Source organism: Gracilibacillus saliphilus, from assembly GCF_010994085.1.
GTDB lineage: Bacteria > Bacillota > Bacilli > Bacillales > Amphibacillaceae > Gracilibacillus > Gracilibacillus lacisalsi.
Genome location: NZ_WJEB01000010.1, coordinates 18,476 through 45,420, shown reverse-complemented (window position 1 = coordinate 45,420; position 26,945 = coordinate 18,476). Strand labels below are relative to the sequence as shown.

At 36.0% G+C, this 26,945-nt stretch carries 33 protein-coding genes; 28 read left to right on the top strand and 5 right to left on the bottom strand.

Annotated elements, in window-relative coordinates:
• Positions 1-6: 6 nt before the first annotated feature.
• From GHT08_RS10290 to GHT08_RS10275, 4 genes are all read left to right on the top strand, one after another.
• Positions 7-951 carry an aldo/keto reductase gene (locus GHT08_RS10290; protein WP_163581319.1) on the top strand — a complete coding sequence of 315 codons (945 nt, stop codon included), beginning with the start codon at positions 7-9 and terminating at the stop codon, positions 949-951.
• Between the two features lie 72 nt (positions 952-1,023).
• Complete coding sequence (locus GHT08_RS10285; RefSeq protein ID WP_163581318.1) at positions 1,024-1,659, top strand: NAD(P)-dependent oxidoreductase; 636 nt, start codon at positions 1,024-1,026, stop codon at positions 1,657-1,659.
• Positions 1,660-1,804: 145 nt separating this feature from the next.
• A complete protein-coding gene (locus GHT08_RS10280) occupies positions 1,805-2,050 on the top strand; it encodes a hypothetical protein (protein ID WP_163581317.1) in 246 nt (81 codons plus the stop codon).
• A gap of 194 nt (positions 2,051-2,244) precedes the next feature.
• Positions 2,245-3,459 carry an MFS transporter gene (locus GHT08_RS10275; RefSeq protein WP_163581316.1) on the top strand — a complete coding sequence of 405 codons (1,215 nt, stop codon included), beginning with the start codon at positions 2,245-2,247 and terminating at the stop codon, positions 3,457-3,459.
• A 120-nt stretch (positions 3,460-3,579) separates the two neighbouring features.
• On the opposite strand, the gene GHT08_RS10270 is transcribed toward GHT08_RS10275, so the two are convergent.
• Complete coding sequence (locus GHT08_RS10270) at positions 3,580-4,125, bottom strand: helix-turn-helix domain-containing protein (RefSeq protein ID WP_163581353.1); 546 nt, start codon at positions 4,123-4,125, stop codon at positions 3,580-3,582.
• Positions 4,126-4,438: 313 nt separating this feature from the next.
• Between GHT08_RS10270 and GHT08_RS10265 the strand changes: the two genes are divergently transcribed.
• The 13 genes from GHT08_RS10265 to GHT08_RS10205 all read left to right on the top strand — a co-directional run bounded on the left by GHT08_RS10265 (position 4,439) and on the right by GHT08_RS10205 (position 15,733).
• The gene (locus GHT08_RS10265) at positions 4,439-4,831 is read left to right on the top strand and encodes a DoxX family protein (RefSeq protein ID WP_163581315.1); all 393 of its coding nucleotides are present in this window, start codon (positions 4,439-4,441) and stop codon (positions 4,829-4,831) included.
• Positions 4,832-4,870: 39 nt separating this feature from the next.
• Positions 4,871-5,827, top strand: coding sequence for a VOC family protein (locus GHT08_RS10260; RefSeq protein WP_238343543.1), 957 nt, complete (start codon positions 4,871-4,873; stop codon positions 5,825-5,827).
• A 674-nt stretch (positions 5,828-6,501) separates the two neighbouring features.
• Positions 6,502-6,669, top strand: a complete 168-nt coding sequence (locus GHT08_RS10255; RefSeq protein WP_163581314.1) for a hypothetical protein — start codon at positions 6,502-6,504, stop codon at positions 6,667-6,669.
• A 52-nt stretch (positions 6,670-6,721) separates the two neighbouring features.
• Entirely contained in the window at positions 6,722-8,116 is a 1,395-nt protein-coding gene (locus GHT08_RS10250; RefSeq protein WP_163581313.1) for an NAD-dependent malic enzyme, read from the top strand.
• A 227-nt stretch (positions 8,117-8,343) separates the two neighbouring features.
• A complete protein-coding gene (locus GHT08_RS10245; RefSeq protein WP_163581312.1) occupies positions 8,344-9,063 on the top strand; it encodes a GntR family transcriptional regulator in 720 nt (239 codons plus the stop codon).
• Between the two features lie 74 nt (positions 9,064-9,137).
• The gene (phnG, locus tag GHT08_RS10240; RefSeq protein WP_163581311.1) at positions 9,138-9,560 is read left to right on the top strand and encodes a phosphonate C-P lyase system protein PhnG; all 423 of its coding nucleotides are present in this window, start codon (positions 9,138-9,140) and stop codon (positions 9,558-9,560) included.
• Positions 9,561-9,583: 23 nt separating this feature from the next.
• Positions 9,584-10,186 carry a phosphonate C-P lyase system protein PhnH gene (gene phnH / locus GHT08_RS10235; protein WP_163581310.1) on the top strand — a complete coding sequence of 201 codons (603 nt, stop codon included), beginning with the start codon at positions 9,584-9,586 and terminating at the stop codon, positions 10,184-10,186.
• Positions 10,186-11,295, top strand: a complete 1,110-nt coding sequence (locus GHT08_RS10230) for a carbon-phosphorus lyase complex subunit PhnI (protein WP_163581309.1) — start codon at positions 10,186-10,188, stop codon at positions 11,293-11,295. Before phnH ends, GHT08_RS10230 begins: the two co-directional genes overlap by 1 nt.
• On the top strand, positions 11,292-12,158 hold the full coding sequence (locus tag GHT08_RS10225) for an alpha-D-ribose 1-methylphosphonate 5-phosphate C-P-lyase PhnJ (RefSeq protein ID WP_163581308.1): 867 nt from the start codon (positions 11,292-11,294) through the stop codon (positions 12,156-12,158). The genes GHT08_RS10230 and GHT08_RS10225 overlap by 4 nt, the downstream gene beginning before the upstream one ends.
• Positions 12,151-12,990 carry an ATP-binding cassette domain-containing protein gene (locus GHT08_RS10220; RefSeq protein ID WP_163581307.1) on the top strand — a complete coding sequence of 280 codons (840 nt, stop codon included), beginning with the start codon at positions 12,151-12,153 and terminating at the stop codon, positions 12,988-12,990. Before GHT08_RS10225 ends, GHT08_RS10220 begins: the two co-directional genes overlap by 8 nt.
• 13 nt (positions 12,991-13,003) lie before the next feature.
• Positions 13,004-14,194 (top strand): phosphonate metabolism protein PhnM, encoded by a 1,191-nt coding sequence (phnM, locus tag GHT08_RS10215; protein ID WP_163581306.1) that lies wholly within the window; start codon positions 13,004-13,006, stop codon positions 14,192-14,194.
• A 2-nt stretch (positions 14,195-14,196) separates the two neighbouring features.
• Positions 14,197-14,919, top strand: a complete 723-nt coding sequence (gene phnL, locus GHT08_RS10210) for a phosphonate C-P lyase system protein PhnL (RefSeq protein ID WP_163581305.1) — start codon at positions 14,197-14,199, stop codon at positions 14,917-14,919.
• Complete coding sequence (locus GHT08_RS10205; RefSeq protein ID WP_163581304.1) at positions 14,909-15,733, top strand: PHP domain-containing protein; 825 nt, start codon at positions 14,909-14,911, stop codon at positions 15,731-15,733. The genes phnL and GHT08_RS10205 overlap by 11 nt, the downstream gene beginning before the upstream one ends.
• A gap of 107 nt (positions 15,734-15,840) precedes the next feature.
• Here GHT08_RS10205 and GHT08_RS10200 read toward each other — a convergent pair whose 3' ends face one another.
• Entirely contained in the window at positions 15,841-17,007 is a 1,167-nt protein-coding gene (locus GHT08_RS10200) for a DUF4317 domain-containing protein (RefSeq protein WP_163581303.1), read from the bottom strand.
• A 532-nt stretch (positions 17,008-17,539) separates the two neighbouring features.
• Here GHT08_RS10200 and GHT08_RS10195 point away from each other — a divergent pair.
• The 8 genes from GHT08_RS10195 (at position 17,540) to GHT08_RS10160 (ending at position 22,571) form a co-directional block, all read left to right on the top strand.
• Positions 17,540-17,887: a hypothetical protein gene (locus GHT08_RS10195; RefSeq protein ID WP_163581302.1), complete on the top strand. Its 348-nt coding sequence runs from the start codon at positions 17,540-17,542 to the stop codon at positions 17,885-17,887.
• A 90-nt stretch (positions 17,888-17,977) separates the two neighbouring features.
• Positions 17,978-18,490: an HAD-IIIA family hydrolase gene (locus GHT08_RS10190; RefSeq protein ID WP_163581301.1), complete on the top strand. Its 513-nt coding sequence runs from the start codon at positions 17,978-17,980 to the stop codon at positions 18,488-18,490.
• Between the two features lie 53 nt (positions 18,491-18,543).
• The gene (locus GHT08_RS10185) at positions 18,544-19,467 is read left to right on the top strand and encodes a hypothetical protein (RefSeq protein ID WP_163581300.1); all 924 of its coding nucleotides are present in this window, start codon (positions 18,544-18,546) and stop codon (positions 19,465-19,467) included.
• Positions 19,468-19,503: 36 nt separating this feature from the next.
• Entirely contained in the window at positions 19,504-20,094 is a 591-nt protein-coding gene (locus tag GHT08_RS10180; protein ID WP_163581299.1) for a DJ-1/PfpI family protein, read from the top strand.
• Between the two features lie 37 nt (positions 20,095-20,131).
• The gene (locus GHT08_RS10175) at positions 20,132-20,851 is read left to right on the top strand and encodes a class I SAM-dependent methyltransferase (protein ID WP_163581298.1); all 720 of its coding nucleotides are present in this window, start codon (positions 20,132-20,134) and stop codon (positions 20,849-20,851) included.
• Between the two features lie 52 nt (positions 20,852-20,903).
• Positions 20,904-21,428: a GrpB family protein gene (locus GHT08_RS10170; RefSeq protein WP_163581297.1), complete on the top strand. Its 525-nt coding sequence runs from the start codon at positions 20,904-20,906 to the stop codon at positions 21,426-21,428.
• Positions 21,429-21,550: 122 nt separating this feature from the next.
• Complete coding sequence (locus GHT08_RS10165) at positions 21,551-22,048, top strand: GNAT family N-acetyltransferase (RefSeq protein ID WP_163581296.1); 498 nt, start codon at positions 21,551-21,553, stop codon at positions 22,046-22,048.
• Between the two features lie 37 nt (positions 22,049-22,085).
• Positions 22,086-22,571, top strand: a complete 486-nt coding sequence (locus tag GHT08_RS10160) for a GNAT family N-acetyltransferase (protein ID WP_163581295.1) — start codon at positions 22,086-22,088, stop codon at positions 22,569-22,571.
• Positions 22,572-23,000: 429 nt separating this feature from the next.
• On the opposite strand, the gene GHT08_RS10155 is transcribed toward GHT08_RS10160, so the two are convergent.
• Together GHT08_RS10155 and GHT08_RS10150 are read right to left on the bottom strand one after the other, a co-directional pair.
• Entirely contained in the window at positions 23,001-23,219 is a 219-nt protein-coding gene (locus GHT08_RS10155) for a hypothetical protein (protein ID WP_163581294.1), read from the bottom strand.
• A gap of 195 nt (positions 23,220-23,414) precedes the next feature.
• Positions 23,415-24,494: a hypothetical protein gene (locus tag GHT08_RS10150; protein ID WP_163581293.1), complete on the bottom strand. Its 1,080-nt coding sequence runs from the start codon at positions 24,492-24,494 to the stop codon at positions 23,415-23,417.
• 353 nt (positions 24,495-24,847) lie between these two features.
• On the opposite strand from GHT08_RS10150, the gene GHT08_RS10145 reads away from it, so the two are divergent.
• The 3 genes from GHT08_RS10145 to GHT08_RS10135 all read left to right on the top strand — a co-directional run bounded on the left by GHT08_RS10145 (position 24,848) and on the right by GHT08_RS10135 (position 25,330).
• Entirely contained in the window at positions 24,848-24,949 is a 102-nt protein-coding gene (locus GHT08_RS10145; RefSeq protein WP_163581292.1) for a YjcZ family sporulation protein, read from the top strand.
• A 111-nt stretch (positions 24,950-25,060) separates the two neighbouring features.
• Complete coding sequence (locus tag GHT08_RS10140) at positions 25,061-25,186, top strand: YjcZ family sporulation protein (protein WP_163581291.1); 126 nt, start codon at positions 25,061-25,063, stop codon at positions 25,184-25,186.
• 63 nt (positions 25,187-25,249) lie between these two features.
• Complete coding sequence (locus GHT08_RS10135) at positions 25,250-25,330, top strand: YjcZ family sporulation protein (protein ID WP_163581351.1); 81 nt, start codon at positions 25,250-25,252, stop codon at positions 25,328-25,330.
• Between the two features lie 602 nt (positions 25,331-25,932).
• On the opposite strand, the gene GHT08_RS10130 is transcribed toward GHT08_RS10135, so the two are convergent.
• Entirely contained in the window at positions 25,933-26,430 is a 498-nt protein-coding gene (locus GHT08_RS10130; RefSeq protein ID WP_163581290.1) for a hypothetical protein, read from the bottom strand.
• Between the last annotated feature and the right edge of the window lie 515 nt (positions 26,431-26,945).

The window sequence follows — 26,945 nt, the reverse complement described above, 5'->3', positions numbered from 1 at the left end:
GATTTTGTGAAATTTAGCACACTAAAAAAAACAAATCTTGATGTATCCGTAATAGGACTAGGTACAAACGCTGTTGGGGGTCATAACTTATTTCAAAATTTAAATGAAGAAGAAGGTAGAGACTTCGTAAGAGAAGCCTTAAACAACGGTGTCAATTTCATTGATACAGCTGATATTTATGGGCTTGGTCGTTCAGAAGAATTAGTCGGTGAAGTAGTAAAAGAATATAAACGAGATGATATAGTAATTGCAACAAAAGGATCACAACATTGGTTTGAAGATGGCTCTGTCAAAACAGATAATCACCCTGACTATTTAAGGGAAGCGGTTGAAAAGAGCTTACAACGTTTGCAATTAGACTATGTTGACCTATATTATTTACACTTCCCAGATAATGAAACGCCTTTTGCTGATTCGATTGGAGAGTTAGTCCGATTAAAAAAGGAAGGGAAGATTCGTGAGATTGGGATTTCTAATGTGTCTCTGGAACAATTAAAAGAGGCAAATGCACATGGCGATATTTCCGTTCTGCAATCCCCATATAATATGATGGACCGTTCAGCGGAAGTGGAATTATTACCATATTGTGTAGAAAACAATATATCGTTTATTCCATACGGTCCTTTAGCTTTTGGTTTGTTAGGCGGGGAATTTAAAAAAGATTCCAAACTAGATGCTCAGGATTGGCGTAATTCGGTTCCTTTTTTCCAAGGGGAACAGTTTCCAAAAACGCTTAATACTGTTGACAAGTTAAAAGAATTTGCTGCTCAAAAAGAAACGATTCTTCCGAACCTAGCACTTGCTTGGTTATTAGCTCAGGAAGGTATTGATGCAGTTATTCCTGGGGGAAAACGTAAAGAACGCATCCGAGAAAATATACAAGCAAGTGAAATTAATTTGTCTAAGGAAGATTTAATTATTATTAACAATATTCTAAATAAAGAGGTTTAATACACGTAGAAGTTAGAGTTTTGTTGTGGATTATAAATGAGCGGTGACAATAAATCATGGGAGGCTTATAAAATGAAAATAGGAATCATTGGTGCAAATGGTAAAGCGGGAAGTCTTATTTTGAAAGAGGCAGTGAATCGAGGACATGAAGTGACAGCGATTGTAAGAGATGCGTCAAAACTTCTGGATAAAAATGTTGCGGTCATTGAAAAATCTATCTTTGACCTTAAATCAGATGATCTAAAGAAGTTTAACGTAGTGGTGAATGCGTTCGGTGCTCCTATAGGAGAAGAGCAAGCACACGTCGATGCAGGAGGTGCTTTAATTAAAGCACTAAAGGGAACGGATACTAGAGCAATTATTGTGGGCGGAGCTGGAAGTCTTTTTGTAGATGAGGACAAAACGGTCAAAGTAATCGATACACCTGACTTTCCAGATTTATTTAAGCCAACAGCTAAAGGGCAAGCCCGAAACTTACAAGAATTACAGGAATCATCCGATATTACATGGACATTTATTAGTCCTTCAGCGGAATTCGATGCAGACGGAAAAAGGACTGGATCCTATCAATCAGGAAAAGACCAACTTCTATTTAATTCAAAAGGTGAAAGCTATATAAGCTATCAAGACTACGCAATTGCTGTTTTAGATGAAATTGAGAATCCTAAGCACTTAAACGAAAGGTTTACGGTTGTTGGCGAAATGTAATTATCAATGTTACAGAACAAATTTCTAAATTAATTATAGAAAAGACATTAGCAAATGTGATTTTCAATATGAAGTTGTTAATGTCTTTTCTTTTGATTTATTACTAATTTTTAGCACAATGAGGCAATTAGAGATCTTAGCGAACATGAATTCCTCCATTTTTATTGGTGGTGTCGGGCTTACAGTAGACATAAATGATATTAATAATAAAAATTTTGATAAATATAACTCTATTTTCATCTTAACTGAGGAAGAAGGTATTCAAGGTCCATTAGTAACAATCTTTCAAAAAGGGATATATGCTAGCATTTATTACAGTGGGGTTCATAACTACTCATCGCAGTATTATAATATTTTACTAGATTATTTTAAGAAAACGATCTTCAAATAATTGGAGACTCAATTGAAAGAACCATTGTTGACCATTATATTTCAAATAACAACAAAGATCACCCTCACAGAAATACAAATTCAAGTTTCTTATTGACCTTCCCCTTACAGGAAGGCTTATTATTATTGCTGCTTGATATGGGACTTTTCATTTTTGAAGTTTCTACTAAATAATAAAAGAAAGGAAAGAATGAAATGACTAATATAAATAATAAGATTTGGTCAGTGTCGTTTATCTTTGTAACGGTCGCGAATGCATTAGTATTTATGATTTTCGAAATGTTATTACCGACCCTTCCCTTGTTTGTCACAGAACTAGGAGGAGGAGCAAGCCAGGTCGGTTTAGTAACAGGAGTGTTTATGTTATCAGCTATTTTAATCCGGCCATTTGCTGGACTTCTTGTAACGAAATTTGATAAAAAACTGCTTTTAATTTTTGGTATCTTAATCATTGCCCTATCTACTGGTGCTTATTATTTATCAAATACGATTTCTATGTTACTAGTCATACGCTTGATTCATGGGGCTGGCTTCGGATTAGCAACAACATACTTTGCAACACTTGCAGCTGAAATTGTTCCTAATGAACGTAGAGGCGAGGGAATTGGTTATTTCGGCGTTGGCGAAACGGTAGCCATCTCTGTAGGACCAATGATTGGAATTATGACATTAGAATTTTATGACTTTCAAAGATTATTCTTCGGAGGAATGGCAGTTCTATTTTTAGCTCTTATAATGGCAATTTTCATAAAGAGAGAACCTAAAGAAAAGAAATTAGATAAACAAGAGACTGTTGTTGTGAAATTCAAACTATTAGAGAAACGAGTTTTATTTCCTGCACTGCTAATCTTTCTAATTGGAATTGCGGCTGGAGGAATTATGTCTTTCTTTTCTTTATATGCGATTGAGAGAGGTTTTACTCAAGTAGGACTGTTTTTCTTATTAATTGCCGCAGCTAGCTTCATCATTCGTTTACTATCAGGAAAGTTGTTCGATGTGTACGGGCCATCGATTATTTTAATCCCAGGCTCCATTTTGTCGATTATCGGATTGATTATCTTGTACGTTGCAGGCAGTGATATTATGTTTTTCATCGCAGCAATATTTTATGGATTTGGATTTGGTGCGATCTTCCCAGCCATTCAAACATGGTGCATGAACTTAGTAGAGGAACATGAACATGAGGACGCGATGGCTTCATTCTTCAACTTTTTTGATTTAGGTATTGGAGGAGGATCCTTTATCCTTGGTTTAATCGCTACACTTGCATCCTATCAAGCAGTATATCTTGTCGCATCAATTGTGTATGGTGTGGTTCTAGGTATATATGTTGTTTACTTCGTTATAAAAAGACAACAACAAAATAAACCTATTAATGACCAAGTAGATCATCAAGGAATTTATTCATAGATTAATAGTTGGTTACAAGGGTTGAAAAGGCGATTTGGTAATGGGGATTAGCGTACAAAAATAGGTTAGTAAGAGTTATTTGCTAGCCTATTTTGTACTTATGTTTTACCTCGCTACACCTTATAGCAAATTATCTAAATTTGTATCTGTATAAATGCCGATTAGAATGACAGATTTTGTTTCACCAATATTTTTTACCATATGAGGAACACTTGCATTCCAGCTAAAAGAATCGCCTTGTTCTGCGATAATTGAGTCTTCTCCTTGTTCAGCAAGTACTCTTCCTTCTAGTACTAAATGGACCTCCTCTCCTTCGTGTACATGGGGCTCTTCTTCCCCAATAGCAAATCCGGGTGGAGATTCAACGATCATCATTCGTAATGGTCCTTTTGAGGTTATATGCTCAATGTTTAAATGGTTTAATGATGAGGTTCTTCTCTCATCTTTTCGAACGACACGCATGTGCTGTTTCTTTTCTAACAATAAGTAAGGTAAAGGCACCTTCAGAAACTCAGCTATGTTATTTAGTGTATTTATAGAAGGTGATGTATTGTTATTTTCAATGTTGCTAATAAATCCTTTTGAAAGCCCTGTGACTTCACACATTTGCGCAATCGTAATTTTTTTTCTTCTTCTAATAGCACGTATTTTAGTCCCTATATCGATCCTAATCACCTCCATAAGTTTTCCTTTATGAAACTAATAGTAGCAAAATCATTGACAGACTACAAGCCCTGTTGTTAACATATTGAAAACAAATATTCTTATAAGTAAACAAATTGGTATTTTTATTCTGTGTTTGTGTTTTCTAATACGAATATTTGTTTATTATTAGGTTGCTATTTAGTTTTTAAAGTTAAAGCTTACCGTATAGAACGTTTTAAGAAAAAGACGACATTAAGGAGGGACAACATTAAATTGTTAGGAAATATGGTATTGGTTTATGAAAAAACAAATTATTACTTTAGGAGGAATTATAATGAAAAATAAACAAGATATTGGTGCACTGTTACTTCGAGTGGTTCTAGGAGTTATTTTTATAGGACATGGTGCAGAAAAGTTTCAAGATGGAATCGAAAATATTGCTGGATGGTTCGATAGCATTGGATTGCCTGGATTCTTGGCTTATATAGTAGCAAGTATCGAGTTAATTGGTGGGATTGCAATGTTACTTGGTTTGGCCACACGTATCATAGGAGGGTTATTTGTCTTAGTGCTTTTAGTGGCGATTGTGAAAGTTCAATTCGCTACAGGTTTTATTGGCGGTTACGCATATGATCTTGCGTTAGTAGCAATGTCTGCCTATTTCTTACTAAATGGAAGTAAGCTTTATTCTTTAGATTATTATATTTCAAAAACAAGAAACAATTAATTTATTAAAAGGGGAGAGACAGCCTAAGGGTTGCAAATAATGAAAAATATGAGGATCATTGCGGTAACTATCATTTTGGTTATTGGAGTTGCACTATTTTTATTTCTGAATAAGGAAGGACATAAAGAAGATATGAGTATGAAAACTTATACTGGAGTAATGGAACCTAGAATTGGATATGTGGAACTCCAAGTCTCTGACTTAGATCAGTCTTTAACTTTCTATAAGGAATTGATAGGATTTCAAGTATTAGAAAGAGATGAAAAAACAGTAACATTGACAACAGATGGAACTGTCCCGCAACTTTTATTAAGAGAAGAGGAATCTTTTGTCGAGCGGCCGTTAAGATCAACCGGTCTTTACCACTTTGCGATCCTCGTTCCGACTAGACAAGATTTAGCTTTATCTTTAAAACATTTACTGGAAAGTGGTTATCCTGTACAAGGGGCTTCGGATCATCACTATAGTGAGGCGGTATATCTAGCAGATCCAGATAATAACGGGATTGAAATATATGTAGACAGAGATTCGAATCAGTGGACAAGAGACGAAAACGGAGGTTATGTCGGAGCAACTAACCCGTTAGATGCGGAGAGTTTATTCGCTGAAATAAAGGAAAATAATTGGAATGGTTTACGTAGCGGAACAAGAATAGGCCACATGCATTTACAGGTATCAGATATAGAGGAGTCAGAAAGATTTTATGTGGAAGCACTTGGACTTGATATTGTTGCCAAAGACACTCATATGCTATTTGTATCCAAAGACGCATACCACCACCACATTGGAATGAACATTTGGTCAGGAAAAGGGTTACCTGCCCCTCCGGAAAATGCTTTAGGATTAAAGTATTTTACCATTCATTTTACTGAAGAAGAGTATAATAGTAGTAAAGCAAATCTAGATCGGTTAGGATTTAATTATAGTGAGGACAATAAAGAAATGTCTGTCGAGGACCCTTCAGGAAACACCATTAAAATTATATTAAAAAACTGAAAGGCTGGTTTAGACTCTTTTTTAAGATCATAACAATAATTAATGTTTGAGATTTGGTAGAAGTAATTATTGCTTCAGATAATGCCCATTATAGGAATAAGCGGAAGTTATTGAATGGACTTCCATTTATTTTTTGTTCTGAGACAAGAAAGTATAAAATTTGCGCAGATGTCTAGCTCCGAACGCCCAGAAACTAGGCGACTTCACGAATCGCCCTACGATAAAGAAGACTTGCCGATTGGTGAAACCAGAGGCTTAGTCGCACTTATGCCTTTAGGTGAAAGTCATCATCGGTTCGTAAACTCACCGTGATTCCTTTATCTCAGTTGATGCTGAAGTCGCTACGTTTCTAAACGGGCGCTCTGCGCTTTTCTTAAACAAATACTACAAAGTAGACGTTTACTGCGCAATAAATTATTTCCATAACTGTGGGAAATAAGAACAATAATTCTTTATCTTCTGGTCTAAGTACATAGTGGTAGATGGAGCGCGAAAGAACTGTCATATTTCATGTGGAGCAGGGGAAAAGCTGGAGATAACTTCAAACGCGTAGCTATTGCTAACCATGATGTAATCTATTCTGCATATGAAGAAGCGTTTATTTGCTTATTTTGTCGAAAAGAATTGGTTTAAATCAAACTCAATAGGAAATACAATATACTTGAGGTGGTCAAATGGAAATAACTATCAATATATTTGTATTTGCTATTGTAATGTTTATTTTATCCTTTGTAATCGAAACAGCTGTTAGAAGAGGAATAAATTCATCGGTAATAGGTAAGTATGTAGAACAAAAGCACTCATTGGTTACGAAACCTGTTAAGAAAGATTTAGATGATTAATGGTAAGTTCTTTTTGTAATCCATACTTATAATCCTGAAGGAGGCTGTCCTTATGCGTTCTAACATGCATATCATTATCCGTTTGGAAATTGAAAAAGCAAAGGCAAATATCGGTCAAATCGCAACACTTATTCATGAAAATGATGCAGACTTGGTAGCAATTGATGTAAAAAAAGAAACACGCGAGAAAACAATCCGAGATATTACGATAAAGGTTAAGGATGAACCGGGGCAATTGAAAGTAATTAAAGCTTTAAACGATAGTGATGGAGTATATGTGAAGCACATTTCCGACCGAACGTTCCTTGTCCATTTAGGTGGGAAGATTGATATTAAACCTAAATTGGATTTGAAAAACAGAGAACAACTTTCCCATGTTTATACTCCTGAAGTAGCAAGGGTCTGTAATGCGATTAATACTAACCCTTTATTAGCCTATAACTTAACGATCAAGAGTAATTCTGTTGCGGTTGTTTCAGATGGCACAGCTGTCCTAGGATTAGGCCAAATAAGTCCAGAAGCAGCAATGCCTGTAATGGAAGGAAAAGCGATGCTGTTTAAACGATTTGCTGATATTAATGCCTATCCCCTTTGTCTTGATACGACGGATACGGATGAGATTATTCGAACCATTAAAGCGATCAGTCCAGGATTTGGTGGAATTAATTTGGAGGATATTGGATCTCCACAATGCTTTGAAATTGAAGAAACACTAAAACAGGAGTTAGATATCCCTGTTTTTCACGATGATCAGCATGGAACCGCTATTGTTGTATTAGCAGGTATTTTGAATGCCTTAAAGCTGACAAAGAAAAGCTTGAAAGAGTGTAAAATTGTCGTCTGTGGTATCGGAGCAGCAGGTATTGCCATTACCAAAATGCTCTTAGCGGCAGGTGCCGAAAATATTATTGGGGTAGATAAGGAAGGCAGTATCACCCGTGATCATCAGTATGACAATAAGGTGTGGGAATGGTATGCCAATCATACTAATCCTGAAAAAGTGGATGCATCCCTTTCTGAATCGATGACAAATGCAGATATTTTTATCGGTGTTTCTAGAGGGGATATTTTAAAAGAAGAGGATTTGAAGAATATGGCGAAAGATCCGATCGTTTTTGCGTTAGCCAATCCAATTCCAGAGATTTCACCTGACATTGCCCGTGATCATGTTAGAGTAATGGCAACAGGAAGGTCTGATTATCCGAATCAAGTCAACAACCTGCTTTGTTTCCCGGGTATTTTTAGAGGAGCATTGGATGCGAGAGCCTCTTCGATAAATGAACAGATGAAAGTGGCCGCAGCAGAAGCGATCGCAGCTACCATTGGATCAGATGAGTTAAGTGAGGATTACATTATCCCGGGTGTGTTTAATGATAAAGTCGTAGAACGTGTAAGAGAAGCAGTTGTTCAAGCAGCCATTGATAGTGGTGTGTCAAGAAAAATATAAATTCAGCCGGAAAAACTACTTATCAGCTATGAAGCGGTAAGTAGTTTTTTTGTAATTAAATAATTTTGTTGACGATATATATCAGTCCATTGATGAGATAGGTGATAATATCTCGCCATGATATCGTTGCAAACTACTTTTTAACAAAACTTAACATTTCTTTTATGGTACTAAGCTATCATTAAATGTAAGATAAAAATCACTTCTATAAGGGGAGGAATATACAATTGTCAGTAGATATCGAATCAAAAATATTGGATGATCTGATGAAAAAAATAATCGATGAAAAATTTCATGAGAACGAGAAACTTCCTTCAGAAAATGAACTAGCTGAACAATATCGAGTTCCAAGGGCTACCGTTCGCAAGTCATTGGCGAAGCTAGAAGAACGAGGGTTTATTTATTCCCAGCAAGGAGTTGGCAGATATGTGAAAAATGAGTCATTCCGAGTGGAGTTAAATTTAAATGGAAAGGCTAGTTTCACAGATAAAATGAAGCAATCAGGTCACCAACTGATTACAGAGAATCTTGGTTGTGAACAGATTCAATTTGATCAGAAAATTTATGACCGCTTATCAGCAGATCGAGAAGACAATATTTATAAAATTAAGAGATTACGAGTAATTAAAAATGAACCAATTGCAATTCATATTTCTTATATCAATCAAAAAGTGTTTCCAGATATTGAGCAAGATGGTTCATCTGTTCAATCAATATTTGCCTACTACAAAGAACGAGGGTATACCGAATTGATCAATGGATATAGCTTGCTAAGTGTTACTTTTCCCACACTTAAAGAACAACAATTACTGGCATGCAAAAGTATGGAACCATTGATTATGGTGGAGAGTAACTGTTTAGACGCCTCATCTGACAAAGTATTAGAACATACAAAGGTTTTATATCGAAGTAATAAATTTAAATATAACATTAGTTGGGATAACTGATCGATTTACAAAATCTTAACAAGACAGCAACTTGGCAACAAGATATGCTGAAGGTGTAAGGAGGTAGAAGACAAATGAAACGAAAACAGCGAACAGAAATATTAATCCAAGATGGAGGGGTTCTTGCAAAGGAATTAGCAGAGATGGTTACGCAAAACTATAAATTTCGTGAAATGGAGGAACCTCACTATGGCTTGACGATGATCAAAATGAGAGAAACGGCCAAGAAATCCTTGTTTTATCTTGGAGAGGCCTTAGTAACAGAAGCAAAGGTTGAGGTTCATCAATCGATCGGGATCGGAATAGTGATTGGAATGGAAGAGGAACTTGCTAAGCATTTAGCCATCATTGATGCAGCCTATCGTGCAGAATTACCAGAGACTATAGAATGGGAAGAGAAATTAGTAGTAGCGGCAGAAAAAATCTATCAGCAAAAAGTGAAACAACAAGCAGAAATCTTAAAGACGAAAGTAAATTTTGAAACGATGGAAGTTTAATATAAGTGCCTGAGGTGATAGGAATGGTAGTTGATCAAATTCATGATTTGCAACAAGTTTACCGAACAATTCTTCACAGTATGTCTAGACCAGGGAACATTTCAAAGTTAAATAGCATTACAGAAAAAATGAATGAAGAATTCCCGTGTAATCATGCTTTTCTTTTGTCTGCCTTAACGTTTATAGATGCCGAAGTAACCTTCCATGTTATCGCAAATCAAGAGAAAAAGGCAAGATTAACGGAGATTATTTCCTCTTATACCATGGCGAAAACAGAAGCGGTTGACAAAGCAGATTTTATTTTGATGCTACAGGATGTACCAGAATACCAAATAGAGCAAGCATTAATAGAATGTAAGACTGGTAATCTTCATGATCCACAATTATCGGCAACATGGATAGTTGAAAGTGGTCTGTTGTCTAATAGTGCTGGTCTGTCTTTGAACGGTCCAGGGATAAATGGTGTCCAACAACTACAGACCGGACTCCATCATTCATTTTGGCAAAATCGAAATCAGAAAGTAAACGAGTATCCGTTGGGTATAGATGTCATATTAGCAGACTTTTCAAGTCAGGTAGTCTGTATACCAAGAACAACATCTGTCACGATAACGGAGGTGAGCTAATGGGATATGTTGCAGTTAAAGGTGGCACAGAAGCAATCGAAGCGTCATTGGACAGGTTGAAATATGATCGATTAAAAGGCGAAGAAATAGTTGAAATCAAGACTATTTTAGGGACAATGCGACCATTAGTGGATCAGGTAATGTCTGAGGCAAGCTTGTATGCTCCTTTTTTGGCAGCTCTTGCCATCAAGCAAGCCGGCGGAAGCATGGAAGAGGCTGTATTCTTACTACGAGCTCATCGTTCCACTCTGCCACGTTATTACTATAGTGAAACAGTAGATACAGAGGATATGTTTGTTGAGAGAAGGATCTCCGCTAGTTTCAAGGATATTCCTGGAGGTCAGCTGTTAGGATCAACCAATGATTATACACATCGTTTGTTAGATTTTAATCTGGTAAACGAGAAGAAGGAAGAGAATCAAGCTTGGTTACAAGAATTTCAGGAGCAAATGCGTGATGATGTTGCAGATAAAGAGCTTCAGTTTTTTCCGAAAGTAGTTAATTATCTTCGTGAGGAAGGTTTATTTGAAAGATATCCATTAGATGATACGCCTCCGAAAGATATTACAAAGCAAAGTATTCAATTTCCAACTGGACGAAGTGAAAGATTGCAGGTTTTAACGAGAGGTCAAACTGGTGCTGTTATTTCATTAGGATATGCATCATTACGTGGCTATGGACAGGTACATCCAACGATTGGGGAAGTAAGAGTGGGTAATGTACCGATTCATGTTCAACATCCATATGAAGAAGAGAGTGATCCAGATGATTTATTTTATATCGGTGACGTGAAATTGACGGAAGTAGAATCATTTGTGCCAGTAAATGTGAAGAAACAAAATCAAAAGGAAGAGCTCGAATTTGAAATAGGTTATGGTATTAGCTTCGGGCAAAATGAAACAAAAGCAATCGCAATGAGTATATTGGATCAATGTTTAGAAAATCCTCACGGTGAATTTCCGACTCATGATGAAGAGTTTGTCTTGTTACATATTGATTCCGTTGAGTCGACTGGCTTTATTTCTCATTTGAAATTGCCACATTACGTTACATTCCAATCTAAATTGGATAGTGCGAGACAAGTGAAGAAAGGAGGAAACAACAAATGATCACTAAACCCCATTTTGCCTTCTTTGATGAAGGATCAAAGAAAGAGATTAGAAGAGCTACATTAAAAGCAGTTGCCATACCTGGTTATCAAGTTCCATTTGCATCAAGAGAGATGCCGATAGCGAGAGGCTGGGGGACGGGTGGTTTACAGTTAACCCTTTCTCTGATCGGGAAAGACGATGTGCTAAAAGTGATCGATCAAGGTGCTGATGAATCAGTCAATGCTGTTAGTATCAAAAAATTGGTCCGGCATACGACGGGTGTTTCAGTAACGGAAGACACAGCAGAAGCTAATATCATTCAATCAAGGCATCGAATCCCTGAAAAACAGTTAAGAGAAGATCAAATTCTCGTTTTACAAGTTCCGAATCCCGAACCACTCCGTAAAGTAGAGGCGAGAGAATATCTGACGAAAAGAATGCATGCGGAGGATGATTACAGCGGTGCCTGGTTGCTTCTGTTTGAGCAGATTATGAAATATGGACGGATGTCTACCGGTGCTGAACATCCTGTATATGTGAATGGAGGATACATGATGACGCCAAGTCCGATTCCGAGATTTGATAACCCTAAAATGCATCAATCCAAAGCACTTATTTTACTAGGTGCAGGAAGAGAGAAGAAAATTTTTGCTGTACCTCCTTATACGGATGTCAAATCATTGGCGTTTGATGACTATCCTTTTGCTGTTGAATCATTTGAAGGAAAGGCATGTAAGCTTTGCGGATCAACCGATGTATTTCTTGATGAAATCATTGATCCTGATACAGGAGAGAGAAGCTATCAATGCAACGATACTAGCTTTTGTATGGAGCATTTGAATGCGAGAGAGAAGGAAGAGGTGGAGAATAGTTATGTCTGAAACCCCAATATTGCAAGTGAAACATTTACAAAAGCAATTTGGAACAGGCTGTCCTCATTGTCTTGATAAAGAAAGTGTTTATGTAGAGAAGAATTATTGCACGTCTTGTGGTACCGTGCATGCTGTTCGAGATGTCTCCTTTGATTTGTATCCAGGAGAAGTACTCGGAATTGTTGGTGAGAGCGGTAGTGGCAAATCAACTATGCTTCAGGGTCTTTATTTTGATAGTGATATGACTGCTGGAGAAGTGTGTATTAATCAACCAGGACTAGCAGGTAACAATGTATTGACTCTTTCATCTCAACAAAAACGGTATATTCGTAATAATGTTTATGGAATGGTATATCAAAATCCTGTACACGGGTTAAAAATGAATTTCTCCTCAATTGGAAATATTGCTGAAAAAATGATTGCAGCGGGAAATCGTCATGTTGGTAGTATGGAAAAGCGAGGAGAAGAATTACTGAAAAATGTCCATATTCCGTTAAGAAGAAGGAAAGAAGAACCACAAAATTTTTCGGGTGGGATGCAACAGCGTGTGCAAATTGCAAAGGCACTTTCGAATAATCCACCTATTTTGTTTTTAGATGAAGTTACTACAGGCTTGGATTTATCTGTTCAAGCGAGTGTTTTAGATTTGATTAAGCAAATTCAACGTGAGCTACATATAAGTATGGTGGTTGTTTCCCATGATCTGGCTGTAATTCGCATGCTAGCTGATCGTTCCATTGTTATGTTGAATGGAGAAATTATTGAAGAAGGTTTAACAGATCAAATTCTGGAGGATCCACAACACGAGTATACGCAACAGCTTGTTTATTCATTATTATAGGAGGTCGATAAGGTTGTACATTATTCATAATGGAAAGGTCATTACAGAGGATTCTATATTAGAAAATCATGCCGTGGTAGTGATAGATGATGTTATTGATGCAATCATTCCTGAAGCAGAAGTGAGTAATTATAAGAATGCACATTTCATTAACGCGAATGGTGGTTATATTTCACCAGGATTTATTGATATTCATTCTGATTATATCGAGACAGTAGTGGCTCCGAGACCTTCTAGTATGATGGATTTTCAACTTAGTTTACGAGAAACAGAGAAGATATTGCTTGGTCACGGTATCACCACGATGTTTCATTCGCTTTCTTTTTATCAAGAAGGGAAAATTACCCGTAAACATATTCGTCATCCGGAAAACATGCAACGAATGGTTGATACGATTCATCAGGCACACAATCAACAGCATATGATTCGTCATCGATTACATGCGCGGTTTGAATTGGATAATATTCAAGGAATTGATCAACTGGTAGACAACATCAAAGAAGGGAAGGTTCATTTATTATCCTTTATGGATCATACACCTGGTCAAGGCCAGTATCGCAATTTAGAAATATACCGGAATAATATTAAAGTCCACCGTAATCTTTCAGACGAAGAAGTAAGTGTTTTGATTGCGGAAAGAACAAGTACAGAATTATTAACGATGGAAAAAATAACAGAAGTAGCAGCATTAGCACAGTCTAAAGGTATTGCCGTTGCTTCTCATGATGATGATAATGTCCAAAAGTTAGAGTTAGTTAAATCATACGGTACATCGATAAGTGAATTTCCAATTACACTTGATGTAGCACGAGAAGCTAAGCAGCATGGCCTTTATACGATTGTCGGGGCGCCAAATGTTTTAATGGGCGGTTCTCATTCTGGTAATTTATCTGCTGCAGAAGCGATAGAACATGGTTATGCGGATATTTTGTGTAGTGATTATTACCCTGCAGCATTACTGCATGCGATTTTTCAGTTGCATGACAAAGGTGAGAATTTACACCAGATGTTTAGGATGGTGACGTTGAATCCCGCTCGATCTGTTCATATGGATCACGAGATTGGCTCGATTAAGCCGGGTAAAAAAGCAGATTTGCTCGTAATAGATCGTTTGGCTGATGGCTATCCAACGCTTACTCATACAATGGTAAATGGTGAGTTAATCACAACAATGAACTATCGTATGAATGAGAAAGGGGTATAATAATGACTATGTTAGAAGTAAATGGGCTAGGTAAAGCTTTTACGATTCATCACTTAAATAAAACGATTCCTGCGGTTGACGAGATTCAATTTTCTGTTCATGCGGGTGAATTTCTTGGGATCATTGGGAAGAGTGGCAGTGGTAAATCTACTATTTTAAAAAGTATTTATCGTACTTATCTTTCCAATGCAGGTCAGATAATATATGATTCGAAACAATTTGGCAAAATCGATTTAATACAAGCATCAGAGCGTGAAATAATTTTTTTACGCAAAAATGAAATTGGTTATGTATCACAATTTTTAAATGTCATGCCTCGAACAACGTGTCGGGAGCTTGTCCAAAACGCATTATTGGAGATGGGGGAAACAAAAGAAACTGCTCGAATAGAAACAGAAAAAGCACTAAGCTATTTTGAAATGGATGAGGGATTGTGGGATAGTTATCCGAATACCTTTTCAGGTGGTGAGAAATTGCGATTGAATATTGCGATGGCCACTGTCAAAAAGCCAAGGTTACTACTACTAGATGAACCAACAGCAAGCTTGGATCCCCAATCAAAATGGAAGGTTCGTGAAATGATTGAAAAATTAAAACAACAAGGTACAACATTAGTTGGGATTTTCCATGACATTGAATTTATGGAAGGTTTGTGTGATAAGGTCTTCGACATGAAGAGTAATGAAATGTCAGTAGTGCTAGAAGGTGTACCACATGAAAGCTGATTTACATGTGCATAGTCATTATTCTGACGGTTCAGATTCTGTGGAAGAATTGATAAAGCAAGCGGTGAAGGGAAATGTCACACATATGAGTATTGTAGATCATGATACCGTTGCAGGATGGCCAGAAGTGAAGAAAATGGGAGAGCTATATGGTATAGAAGTGATTCCAGGGGTGGAAATTTCTGCTTATGATTATAAACGCAATAGGAAAGTACACGTGTTAGGCTATCATTATCGGAGAGATGCACCACATATTAAGGAGTTATGCACGCCGCTACTACAACGCAGGCAAAAAAACTCACTTTGGCAAATAGAGCAAATTCGTTCATTAGGTTATCCACTTGATCAAGGTGAAATCTTAGAGACAGCGAAACCATCACAAACAATCTATAAACAACATATTATGCGTTATATCACTAATAAACCATACAGTTCTGCTGATTATCGCCATGTATACCGATCGCTCTTTAAAGGAGATGGTGTTGCCAATAGGGACATAGCTTACGTCGATGTTTATGATGCGGTAGAAGCAATTATCTTAGATGGTGGTGTCGCAGTTGTTGCACATCCAGGTCAATTAAATTCTTATGAACTTATCCCAGAGCTAGTCGAAGTAGGATTAGGGGGGATCGAATTAGCACACCCTGATCATACAGAAGCAGACCATCAGCGAGTAAAAGAACTAGCTGATCAATATAAACTTTTTATGACAGGTGGAACAGATTATCACGGAAAGTTTGGTATAGAAATAGGATTAGGAGACTTAAAGAGTCCGGAGATACCGTTTGTTCATGATGGGCGCGTTCGGGGCTAGTAGTTTACTAGGTTATATTAGACAAATATCATTCAGAAAGAGATTTTTCATAAAAAAGAAAAACAACAAATCTAAGTTTCCTCACAGAGATTTGTTGTTTAAGCATCTTATTTAAAGGCTTCAGGGATCATCGTAAACCCATCAATTACGGTATCTTCCTCTACTTCAATCATCAGGTAACGTCTACCGTCTAATGTTACCTGTCTAACGTGACGTAATTCCTCGGGACTGACGGCAATATTAGCTACTTTAGTATTGATTTTAATCGATTTTGATGAATATTTTGGTACGATATTACGCGCTTTTAACTCATAGCTCGTATCATCGATGACGTTTTTAAAAGCAGCTTCCATTTTTTCTGTATCCACATCTTCTACGCCACTGGACTTTAACACTTGTTCGACATCTTTATAATCTAATGTTGGGGTTTCTTCTTCCTCATTATTTTCAGTCATTTGATGAATCTCTTCATATACATTTGCAAGCGTTGATGAACTGATTTGATGACCGACAGCATCGCGAACAACCTCTTCAAAAACAATTTTATCTTCCTTTGCTGTCATTGTTTCTTCTGCATTTAAGACGTCTTCAACAAATAACTCATCCGGTTCATTTGCTTTCCCTGCCGCATAAAGCACATGGTTCACATCTGCCGCATTATCGGTAAAGCAAGGGAATAAAAACCCGCCGATCGGTGCGTTTAAATTAATCACGGGATCTACCACTACATTGTATTTAAATTCCTTTTCGATATAATCAAAGTGCAATTCTTTCTTCGGATCTTGCGTTTTATTGATACTACAAAGAATAAAGGAATGAGAATATACCGAGTCCCGATCACTTTCTTCTGTTTCTTCATTGCTACGTTTCATCGGTTTCAAGTATTCACCACGGATAAAGGTAACGACAATATCCATTTCATATTGTCTATCCTGTAGCATTTTCTCAACGATTTGTAACATCTGGTCCTTCCAGTCTTCACTTTCAGCGGTTAGCAATCCTTTGTGTAGGATCAGTTGTGTTGGATTATCAACATCTGATTGAAATTTCAATTCAAAGAGCTTTTCATCCAATTGGCCAGTTAATACTTTTTTAAAGTTGGTCATAAATAACTCTTTTTCATCTTCGTCGAGCATATCGAAAATTTGACTTTGCGAATGATAGATATCACTCGATTCTTTCATAATATAAACATTAAAAATCTCATGAATTTTCATTAAGTCATTATCTATTTTAAACTGTTTACGAATATTAGCGATGTCTTTTTTGTTCATTTCTTTATCTCCCTTACATCAATTCTTCCCATACATCACTATATCACTTTTCCCTTTCTCTTGATACTCTAATAAATTTCATTTTCTGAAAGTTTATAAGGATAATTTAATATATGAAGTGACGGATCCATCTCCTGACCCGGAAGGAGAGAAATTCCCAGATACAACAACAAACCTACCTAACTTGTTGGTTAGGTATCAGTTTCTTTGATTTGGAAAGTTGCCAGTAAAATTAAAAAGTTGATAGTAAAAGAGCTAAAGTTGCCAGTAAAATCAAAAAGTTGATAGTAAAAGAGCCGAAGTTGCCAGTAAAATCGAAAAGTTGATAGTAAAAGAGCCGGAGTTGCCAGTAAAATCAAAAAAGTTGATAGTAAATATACGACAAATCTCACCGTCCCCTTCTATGAGTATAACTGGGAAAATTTTTTATCTGCCTTCAATTTTATTTTTAATAGTTTGCTCCTGCCTTTGGTTTTTTATGGTAAAATACAAATAAATTATTTTAAGCCGAAATGGAAAGGGAAGAGGCAAAATGAATTATTTCATTAGTTTTGTTTTATCGGTTGTTTTAACCGCTTTATCCTATTTTTTAGGCAGTCAGTTACTTAATAGCGATATAGCTATTTGGCAAGCCTTTATCATCGGGTTTTCAGTAGTTTCGCTAGGTGCACTTACCGAAGCTTTAGGCGCACCTATATGGTTAATTGTGCTAATACCATTTCCAGTAGGTATGCTGTTACTCTATCTATTCTTAAACCAACCATTTCTTACTTGGCTTCTTACATATGTAACGATATTAGCTCTCTATACCGTTATTCATCTCATCATGAGTTACTTTTTTCAATTTCATTCTTTAATTCCAGCCTGGAGATTATCATAAATAAAAACGAATCCTATTTTACTCTATAAACAGGTACTAGAGTTCTTAGTTCATCGATTAAAATTTTATTTGATCAGGGAGGAGACGGAGTTGAAAGTTGCATTTTTTGACAGAGACGGCACTATCATTGAAGATTATCCGGACCATGAATGGACTAAAATTAAGAATCCAGTTTTTATGGAGGGAGCGATCGATACTCTAAAAGAAGTTTCGGTAAAAGGTTACCAAATAATAATTATTACAAATCAATACATTATTCATGAAGGGCATATTACGATTGATCAGTATCACGATATAACCAATCAAATGATAAATGAATTAAAACATCAAAATATAGAGATACTTGATATTTTCTATTGCCCACATAGTAAAAGAGAGGGTTGCGATTGTATTAAACCGAATACTGGAATGATTGAGCAGGCAATTGAAAAATACCCGAACATTAATTTAGAGGACTCTTTTATGATCGGGGATTCAGCTGATGATGTCAATTTAGCTATTAATATCGGAATAAAAGGCTTTGGAATAGGTATTAGTTCTAATGATAACAAAGGAAATATATATCAATTAAATAATATAAAAGATTTAATATCTTATATCTAGTTAAAGTTCTTATTGTTAGCTTATCGAATCTGTAAAAATAGGAGGTTTTATAGATGGAAATATCAAAAGAATCATTCGACAAGTCGAGTGCCTGGATCAAACGAAATGCAAGACCGTTAGAGGCTGCCAGATGGAGCTATCTTTTTGAAGGTGCAACCAGAGACAATGTTATTTATTATTTATCTGCTTTTCAAAATAAAGACGGTGGATTTGGTCATGGCATTGAACCTGATTTTTGGACACCAGATTCATCTCCAATGGCTACATGGACAGCAGGTCAAATATTAATGGAAATAGAAGCAAGTGCAAATGAAAAAATTGTACAATCTATGCTTACGTATTTAGTAGACAGCTATAATGAAAATATAGGAATGTGGGCTTCCGTACTGCCTGAAAATAATCAATATCCACACGCACCATGGTGGCATTGGAAAGAGGGAGTTCAAGATAACTGGATGTTTAACCCTAGTGCTGAATTAGCAGGCTTCCTCATTCATTGGTCACTAGACAATAGTGAAGCATCACAGTTAGGGTGGAGGATGATGAAAAGGGCAATAGCCCATTTGATGAATAGTGATAAAATGGATAGCCATGAGATCAATAATTACCAGCGATTATTTCAAGTTCTCAAGGTGCATGCTGATGAGCCTTTATTAAACGATATTTCGAACAAAATAAATACACTAATTGAACAGACTGTCGATAAAAATGTGCCAGACTGGGCGACGGGATACAAACCTCTACCACTTGATTTTATTGATAGCCCTGCTCATCCACTTTATGAAAATATGAGCGATTTAGTAGAGCAAAACATAAGTTTTTATAGAGACCAATTATCTGAGGAAGGTACTTGGGATATTTCCTGGGAATGGGGGAGTTATCCAGAAGAATTTGCTGTTGCTAGAAGGTATTGGACAGGAGTTTTGCTAGTTGATAGGTATAAAATATTGAAGGGATTTGGGTTAATTAAATTTTAATAGAATAGCAATAAAATTTAAATCAGGTGGGATAAAATGAATGCTTGGAGAATAGGGATTTTTCTATTTAATGATGTAGAAGTGTTAGATTTTGCAGGTCCATTTGAAGTTTTCTCTGTTACAACATTTGAAAATGGTGATAAACCATTTAAAGTGGAGACAGTATCTGAGAATGGTGAGTTAGTTTGCGCCCGCAATGGCTTGAAGGTACATCCTGATTACAGTTTTGCAAACATGCCATCATTTGATATTTTGATTATTCCTGGTGGTTTTGGAGCGCGTGAACGGGAAATAAATAATGATACAGTAATTAATTGGATTGCAGATAAGATGCATACTGTTCAATTAATGACTTCGGTATGTACTGGAGCTCTACTGCTAGCCAAAGCGGGACTGTTAAAAGGGAAGAGAGCAACAACCCACTGGGCTAGTCTCGAACGTTTTCAATCAGAATTTCCCGAAACGGAAGTTATAGAGGGAGTTAAGTTTGTTGACGAAGGGAATATTGTGACATCTGGTGGAATATCAGCGGGAATCAATATGTCATTTCATATAATAAAGCGATTACTAGGTTCTGAGGTAGCTAAGCAAACGGCTAAAAGAATGGAATATGATCTAGTTATTTAGCAATTGGAATAATTCTGATATGTTTGGAGTAATGTAAATGAGTAGAACTGATCCGAATTTAAAGCTAGATTTAGAAAGAATAATTTTCATTGGAAGGACTTTTCAAGAGTATTTAGATATGTTCTCGTTGTCAATCGAAGAGTTACACGGAAAGAGAATATTAGATTGTCCAGCAGGAGCTTGTTCATTTACTGCCATCGGAAACCAATCAGGATTGGACGTAACAGCTTGTGATATTGCATATTATTATTCAGGTGAGGATTTGAAACATAAAGGTTTTCAAGATATCGAGTATGCAATGGAACATATGGAAAAAGCTAAAAGCAATTATAAGTGGAATTATTTTAATGATATAGAAGGTCTCAGAAAGAATCGATTAAGTGCGTTGCAAGATTGTACAAGGGATATGCAGATAGCAAATGAAAATTATATTGCTACTGAATTACCTACTCTACCTTTTGATGATGCAGAATTTGACGTTCTTCTTTCTGCACATTTTTTATTTACGTATGCAGACAAATTAGATTTCCAATTCCATATAGAAACATTAGATGAGCTATTAAGGGTAACGAAAGAGGAAATGCGTATCTTTCCTATAGTTGATTTAACAGGAAAACGTTATCAATACTTAGATAAAATAATAGATTACCTTACTGATCAGGATTGTAAAGTAGAAGAGATAACAGTTCCATATGAATTTCAGGCAAATGCTAACGCGATGTTACGAATTAAGAAAGAAAGCCCTAAAGAAAAGTAAGAAATCGGAATTGGGAGATTTCCAAAAACATTAGCGAAAGTGAGTGATTTAAATGTTAGGTGTCAATAAAGGAGAAGTAAAGCTAGTGAATCACTCGGCTGATTGGAAAAACTTATTTCTTGAAGAGAAGCAATTATTGCAATCTATTATTGGGGAAAACATAATAGATATTCAACATTTCGGAAGTACAGCTATCGAAGGTATTAGAGCAAAGCCTGTTATTGATATACTGGTTGGTGTGGAAACTTTAGGAGATGTTAGAAAATTTGATAGAAAAAGCTTAAAAGAAATAGGCTATTATCATTTATCGAAAGTGCAACTTGATGGAAAAGTAGTTTTTGCCAGATTTTCTGATCTAGAAAACCTAACTAAAACTCATAATATGCATATAGTTGAATACAATGGCAGTTGGTGGAAAGAACATATTTATTTTAGAGATTATCTGAATGGTAATCTGAAAAAGGCGAAAGAATACGATGTATTAAAACAGAACTTAGCAACGAGATACCCAAAAGATGAAAATTCTTATACACAGGAAAAGAAGAAATTTGTAGATGATATTTTAAAGAAGAGATAAGTTTAGTAATTTTCATAGAAATAAGTTTCATATTTTCTAAACAATGTTGCATGCTAGATTGATTGGATGCAACAATATATTAGCATCGCGACAGTTCATTGAAAAAAAGGGGGGATAAACTCTTGAATATCATCATTGAAAAATCAAGCGAAGAACATGCAGAAGCTATTGCTCATATCTGTTCCACAGGTTGGACACAAACGGTAGTGGGAAAGCTAAGCGAGGAATACCAAAAGAAAAATATCGCATTTTGGTATAATCATGAGCGTGTTAAAAAGGACATTACACAGGGAACTTATACTCATGTTGCATTAAATAATTCAAAAGTTATAGGTGTTATCGGTGGAGGTATGACAAAACCAGACACAGGAGAAGTATTTGTGCTTTATGTAGATGAAAGCTATCGGTATAAAGGCATCGGAAAACAACTACTTTCTGCGCTGACCAAGCAGCAAATAGAAAAAGGTGTATCGGAACAATGGGTATCAGTACAAGAAGATAATTATAGAGCTATTCCGTTTTATGAAGCGAGAGGATTTGTCGACAGGGAGAAAAGGACTACAACTACTGAAACCGGGGAAAACCAAGTATCAATTAGGTATTCAAGAAAAGTGAAGTAACAATCAGATTTCAAGGTGGAATTTATTGGGGGGTAATATGAAAATTATCGAGTTGAAAGAAAGGAATAATCTTTTTGAGAAAGCACTTCAAGTATTTTGGGAACAATGGGGAAACGAGCATAACTATACGTTCTATGAAGATGCGATGGTTCATTCTTGCACGACTAAATCAGCTATTCCAAGATTTTATGTGGCTGTGAAAGAAGGGAATATCATAGGAACTTATGCATTAATTAGAAATGATTTGAATAGTCGTCAAGATTTGTGTCCTTGGCTTGCTTGCTTATATGTTGATGAACAACATAGAGGCAACCGATTTGGATATAAGCTACTAGAACATGCCTTAGAAGAGGCTGCTAAAAAGGGTTATAAGAACCTTTATCTATCAACAGACCTTGAAGGCTATTACGAAAAATATGGTTGGATAAATAGTGGCATAGTATATGGAGTAAGCGGTGAACATATCAAGTTGTATGAAAAAGAGACAGGCCAACGAAGCAAAATAAGCTCCCCTTCCAAGTAGGTGTGAGCTTTTTAGCAAGAAGTTGTTCTAACTTTCGACTCATAAAAAACAACATTACCCCGATTATATGTCTTCAACACACTACAGGAATCAATGCCCCTCATATAAGTTGTGTTTATGTTTTGCATAATAATTATATGGTAAGACGATTGTCTCTTTATCGAAAGAAACAATCGCAAAATCAGCGTCATAACCAATGTCCATTTTCCTTTTCCATCTAATGAGAATCTTTTTGTTGGATTTAAAGCGGTTCAATCCGCGATTATTTCCAAGGAAATATTGTGTTTTTTGACAAGCTCCAACATGGAAAGGAAGGTGAATTGGCCATCGTTAATTCCTCCCCAAGCACTAAAAATATTGTGAGTGACAGGATCCTTCAGCGCAAAAGAGGCTGGGGAATGATGGGAAACAATGATGCCAAATTCGTTGTCACATAACAGTTGGATTAGCTGACTTTCGTTCTTTTTCCAAGCGTAACGGTGGTGAACATTTAGCAACAGCAGCTTTAATTTGTAAGGCCGAATGGGAATATAATAAATAATGAGGACAGGTAGCTTTAATCAGTGTTGAAAAATCAGCAGCATAAATTTCTTCGAATACCCATTCATAACCAGTTTGTGACCAATAAGGGAATTGATCAGGTAACACTTTTTCGATGTAGCTTCAACTTCTTTGAGTTTCTTTTTTAACTTTATGATAGCCTTGAGTAAAAAAATTTTGCTCTCGATATATACTATTCAATTAATTTGTTTACTTTGATAATAGAGAAATAGTTTTCGGTATCCAATATAAGTAATCCGATTACCTTTTCATTAGAATCTATCGTGGTTGGATACCACTTCATTAATCAGATACTTTGATTGTCTTTTTTGTGACATATGTTCCAAAAAGGATTAGCAGACTAGCACCTAATAAGAAAATCATATTTCCAATAAGTTTGTCAGATGACGATACATTTCCGAGAGGTTGGATAAGAAAAGCAATCCAAGTTCTCGTCAAAATTGCACCACCAGCCAAAGCAAGATGGTGCATAACATTCCACCCTTTTTGCTTTGACCAAACTAAAATCAAATAACCAAGCAGTGATAATGACATCAATCTTAAAATGACACCTGGCCACTCCATCATAAAATCCGAGGAAAATCCCAGTAAAACTGCTAATAATTCAATGATAGTGTGCATACTTAGCAGGAAGAGTGTCACCGTTCCAACAAATAAAGGTTTAGGGGCTGGTTTTTCATTACGTGTCATGTTGTGTTTTCCAATAGTAAATGAAGCAATGATCAAAACGATAACAATGATTCCAGTAACAATGAATTGCGTTACGGTAGGAAGAAAATGGTCCATTGTCACCTGATCTTGAAAAATAAATGCAGAAGCAAGTAAATATAAAATGGTGATAATAGTCAAACTTACATTACCTAACCATGGGTCTCTTTTTCGACTTGGAAAGAATATCTCCATGATCACTATGGGCACAGTAATACTCCAAATGACGTGTCCACTTATAAAATCAACAGCTTGGTATGCACTAATACCGAGAAAAGAAATATAAGTTGGATCACGCAAATCTTGCCAATAATCGATGTCCTGGAATGCAGGGTTGAATAACCCATGATCAATCATGCCTGCTTGAAATACACCAAATGCAAAAGCAAGAATAGTCATTGTTAGCCAGCCAAGACCAGCACGACGTGTAACTTCCCGTATAATTAATGCTGCTCCGCCGTACAATGGTCCAAAAAATAGTAAATATAAGAACATTAACCCGAAATTTCCTGTTACATCGAGATATCCTATAATGTACTCTGCAGTAAATGGGGCAAATAATAGTAATCCTAGTACTGGTAGGAACTGTGTCTTGTAATTACCACATCTAGGCTCCTTTTTTACTTGTGTGACCGTTTCAGCGTTTTTATTCATCATTGGTTCCTCCAAATGATTAAAAATATAATAGATGTTTGACTGACTAATCATTTTATTGATTGATCGACCAATCAATTATAATTATAAGAGAATTTTGCAGTTAATACAACAATTATTATTTAAGTAGTGAAATGGATCATTCATTTATTAGAAGTACAGGGCCAAGGACAAGCAGCCCAATCTGTGGCTATGTGTTCCATCTAAATAGGGGAATTTACATAAAGTTTTGACATCCCCGTTGCAAATTTCCACAAAATACATAATACGGTTGTCTCAATCATTTTTATTTAGCTAGAATAACGTAATAATAAGTAAGCTAAGCTTACTAATTTAGTTAAGGAGTGATTGGTATGAGTAACAATGTAGGAACTTGCGGATACGGGTATGGTGGAGGCTTTGTGTTAATCGTAGTGTTGTTTATTTTGTTAATTATTATTGGGGCAGCATGGTAGATCAATTTCCACAAAACACTTAATAAGGTTGTCTCAATCATTTTTATTTAGCTAGAATAACGTAATAATAAGTAAGCTAAGCTTACTAATTTAAGTTAAGGAGTGATTGGTATGAGTAACAATGTAGGAACTGGCGGATATGGATATGGTGGAGGCTTTGCACTAATCGTAGTTTTATTCATCTTATTAATAATTATAGGTCCTTTTTTTAGGGTAGGTTCATCCAAAAAATATTGATTTTAATAATTGAATGTTCAATGGTTGGGTGAACTGTACAACTTATTGAAAGGAGGAATTATAATGAGCTACGGACATGGTGGAGGCTTTGCGTTAATCGTAGTGTTGTTTATTTTGTTAATTATTATTGGTGCAGTGTGTTAGATTAGAAATACTAGTTCCTGTTTGTCGGAAGACAAGATAGGGAGGCGAATAGGTATTAGAAGTTGTTCTATATCTTCAATTGATGATCTTGAGCTGATGTCATCTGAAGTTAGACAGTAAAAATGGTAAAAACCTCATATTTTTTAATCTCAAAAAACTGTAGACAAATTCGACTTCTATCGACTTTGTCTACAGTCTAAGAAGCTGAGTTATATAATTCAGCTTCTTTTTTATAGGAAAAGAAAGTATAAAAAATGCGCAGATGTCTAGCTACGAGCGCTCAAAAACTAGGCGACTTCACGAATCGTCCTACGATAAGTCATCATCGGTTCGCTTTTTTCTCAATGATTCCTTTATCTCAGTTGAGTCTGAAGTCGCTACGTTTTTAATCGGCCGTTCTGCGCTTTTCTTATGTGCCGGGCATGCATCTAAACTATAGAGTTGAAGTCCCGAACTGGGAAGGCAGTAAAGTAACCGAAATTGGAGAAGCCAAGGGATAGAAAGGTAGTTTATTCGATATCAATTTTCACGTTTGACTTTCAAATATGGAATCGTAAGTTTGGTGATGTGAGAGGGGGTGGAGGTTAGTCACCACCACCTGTCTAAATTTGATCTTGATCTTCATTATTATTGGTATATAAACCTCCAATAAATGTAGCAATCTGTACAAGTTTCTCCGTATCTAGGTTAATTTTTTCTAATATACTATTAGGTGGTTGAGGTGGTACTAGACTAGTTCCCTGTAAAACCCTGTTTAATAATTCTTGTTGCTGTTGTACTTGATTGTGTAACTGTTCCAATGTTAATTCTTGTTTTTGATCTTGTTCTTCCTTACTATTCTTGGTATTTAAACTTACGATGAATGCAGCAATTTGTACAAGTTTCTCCGTATCTAGGTCAAGCTTTTCCAATATACTAAAAAGTGATTTAGATGGTTGAGGTGGTAGTGGCTCTTTTTTTATTTCCCTTAAAACCTCAATCAATAATTCTTGTTGCTGCTGTATTTGACTGTATAAATGTTCCAGTGTTAATTCTTGCTCTTGTCCCAACTGTTTAGAAGACATATTTTTTTGCGTTTCCTCCACTCTTTTAGGAGACAAATTCTTTTTCCTCCTTCTTGGATAGAATATTGTTAAAATACAACCTGAAATATGTTATGTATACTATCATTTTATGTATAGACAAACATTATGAATAGGGGATTTTTAATTAACTCATCCACAGAGTTATAGTTTCAGGATTTAAAGGAACCACTATCTTCATCAGCGCATAGTCAGAATCCATAAAAACAGTGATGACAAGAGAAGTAGCTTTGCTTATTGAAGATGGTTGTGATGGAGTAGAGCTAAAGGAAATATTTAATAAAATGAGAAAACAAGGGATTAAAATTGAGTATATAGTAATCATTTTTTAAATGTATCAGAAGGGATCGTTTTTCTTAAGAGACAAGAAAGTATAAAATTTGCGCAGATGTCTAGCTCCGAACGCCCAGAAACTAGGCGACTTCACGAATCGCCCTACGATAAGTCATCAACGGTTCGTAAACTCACCGTGATTCCTTTATCTCAGTTGATGCTGAAGTCGCTACGTTTCTAAACGGGCGCTCTGCGCTTTT

Excerpts from the sequence above, each read along its gene's own strand:
- GHT08_RS10285 (WP_163581318.1), top strand. The coding sequence starts at position 1,024 with ATGAAAATAGGAATCATTGGTGCAAATGGTAAAGCGGGAAGTCTTATT.
- GHT08_RS10260 (WP_238343543.1), top strand. The coding sequence starts at position 4,871 with ATGAAAAATATGAGGATCATTGCGGTAACTATCATTTTGGTTATTGGA.
- phnH (WP_163581310.1), top strand. The coding sequence starts at position 9,584 with ATGGTAGTTGATCAAATTCATGATTTGCAACAAGTTTACCGAACAATT.
- GHT08_RS10150 (WP_163581293.1), bottom strand. The coding sequence starts at position 24,494 with ATGAATAAAAACGCTGAAACGGTCACACAAGTAAAAAAGGAGCCTAGA.
- GHT08_RS10170 (WP_163581297.1), top strand. The coding sequence starts at position 20,904 with ATGTTAGGTGTCAATAAAGGAGAAGTAAAGCTAGTGAATCACTCGGCT.
- phnG (WP_163581311.1), top strand. The coding sequence starts at position 9,138 with ATGAAACGAAAACAGCGAACAGAAATATTAATCCAAGATGGAGGGGTT.
- GHT08_RS10220 (WP_163581307.1), top strand. The coding sequence starts at position 12,151 with ATGTCTGAAACCCCAATATTGCAAGTGAAACATTTACAAAAGCAATTT.
- GHT08_RS10140 (WP_163581291.1), top strand. The coding sequence starts at position 25,061 with ATGAGTAACAATGTAGGAACTGGCGGATATGGATATGGTGGAGGCTTT.
- GHT08_RS10145 (WP_163581292.1), top strand. The coding sequence starts at position 24,848 with ATGAGTAACAATGTAGGAACTTGCGGATACGGGTATGGTGGAGGCTTT.
- GHT08_RS10200 (WP_163581303.1), bottom strand. The coding sequence starts at position 17,007 with ATGAACAAAAAAGACATCGCTAATATTCGTAAACAGTTTAAAATAGAT.
- GHT08_RS10135 (WP_163581351.1), top strand. The coding sequence starts at position 25,250 with ATGAGCTACGGACATGGTGGAGGCTTTGCGTTAATCGTAGTGTTGTTT.
- GHT08_RS10265 (WP_163581315.1), top strand. The coding sequence starts at position 4,439 with ATGAAAAATAAACAAGATATTGGTGCACTGTTACTTCGAGTGGTTCTA.
- GHT08_RS10195 (WP_163581302.1), top strand. The coding sequence starts at position 17,540 with ATGAATTATTTCATTAGTTTTGTTTTATCGGTTGTTTTAACCGCTTTA.
- GHT08_RS10250 (WP_163581313.1), top strand. The coding sequence starts at position 6,722 with ATGCGTTCTAACATGCATATCATTATCCGTTTGGAAATTGAAAAAGCA.
- phnL (WP_163581305.1), top strand. The coding sequence starts at position 14,197 with ATGACTATGTTAGAAGTAAATGGGCTAGGTAAAGCTTTTACGATTCAT.
- GHT08_RS10180 (WP_163581299.1), top strand. The coding sequence starts at position 19,504 with ATGAATGCTTGGAGAATAGGGATTTTTCTATTTAATGATGTAGAAGTG.
- GHT08_RS10185 (WP_163581300.1), top strand. The coding sequence starts at position 18,544 with ATGGAAATATCAAAAGAATCATTCGACAAGTCGAGTGCCTGGATCAAA.
- GHT08_RS10205 (WP_163581304.1), top strand. The coding sequence starts at position 14,909 with ATGAAAGCTGATTTACATGTGCATAGTCATTATTCTGACGGTTCAGAT.
- GHT08_RS10275 (WP_163581316.1), top strand. The coding sequence starts at position 2,245 with ATGACTAATATAAATAATAAGATTTGGTCAGTGTCGTTTATCTTTGTA.
- GHT08_RS10255 (WP_163581314.1), top strand. The coding sequence starts at position 6,502 with ATGGAAATAACTATCAATATATTTGTATTTGCTATTGTAATGTTTATT.
- GHT08_RS10175 (WP_163581298.1), top strand. The coding sequence starts at position 20,132 with ATGAGTAGAACTGATCCGAATTTAAAGCTAGATTTAGAAAGAATAATT.
- GHT08_RS10160 (WP_163581295.1), top strand. The coding sequence starts at position 22,086 with ATGAAAATTATCGAGTTGAAAGAAAGGAATAATCTTTTTGAGAAAGCA.
- GHT08_RS10225 (WP_163581308.1), top strand. The coding sequence starts at position 11,292 with ATGATCACTAAACCCCATTTTGCCTTCTTTGATGAAGGATCAAAGAAA.
- GHT08_RS10280 (WP_163581317.1), top strand. The coding sequence starts at position 1,805 with ATGAATTCCTCCATTTTTATTGGTGGTGTCGGGCTTACAGTAGACATA.
- GHT08_RS10230 (WP_163581309.1), top strand. The coding sequence starts at position 10,186 with ATGGGATATGTTGCAGTTAAAGGTGGCACAGAAGCAATCGAAGCGTCA.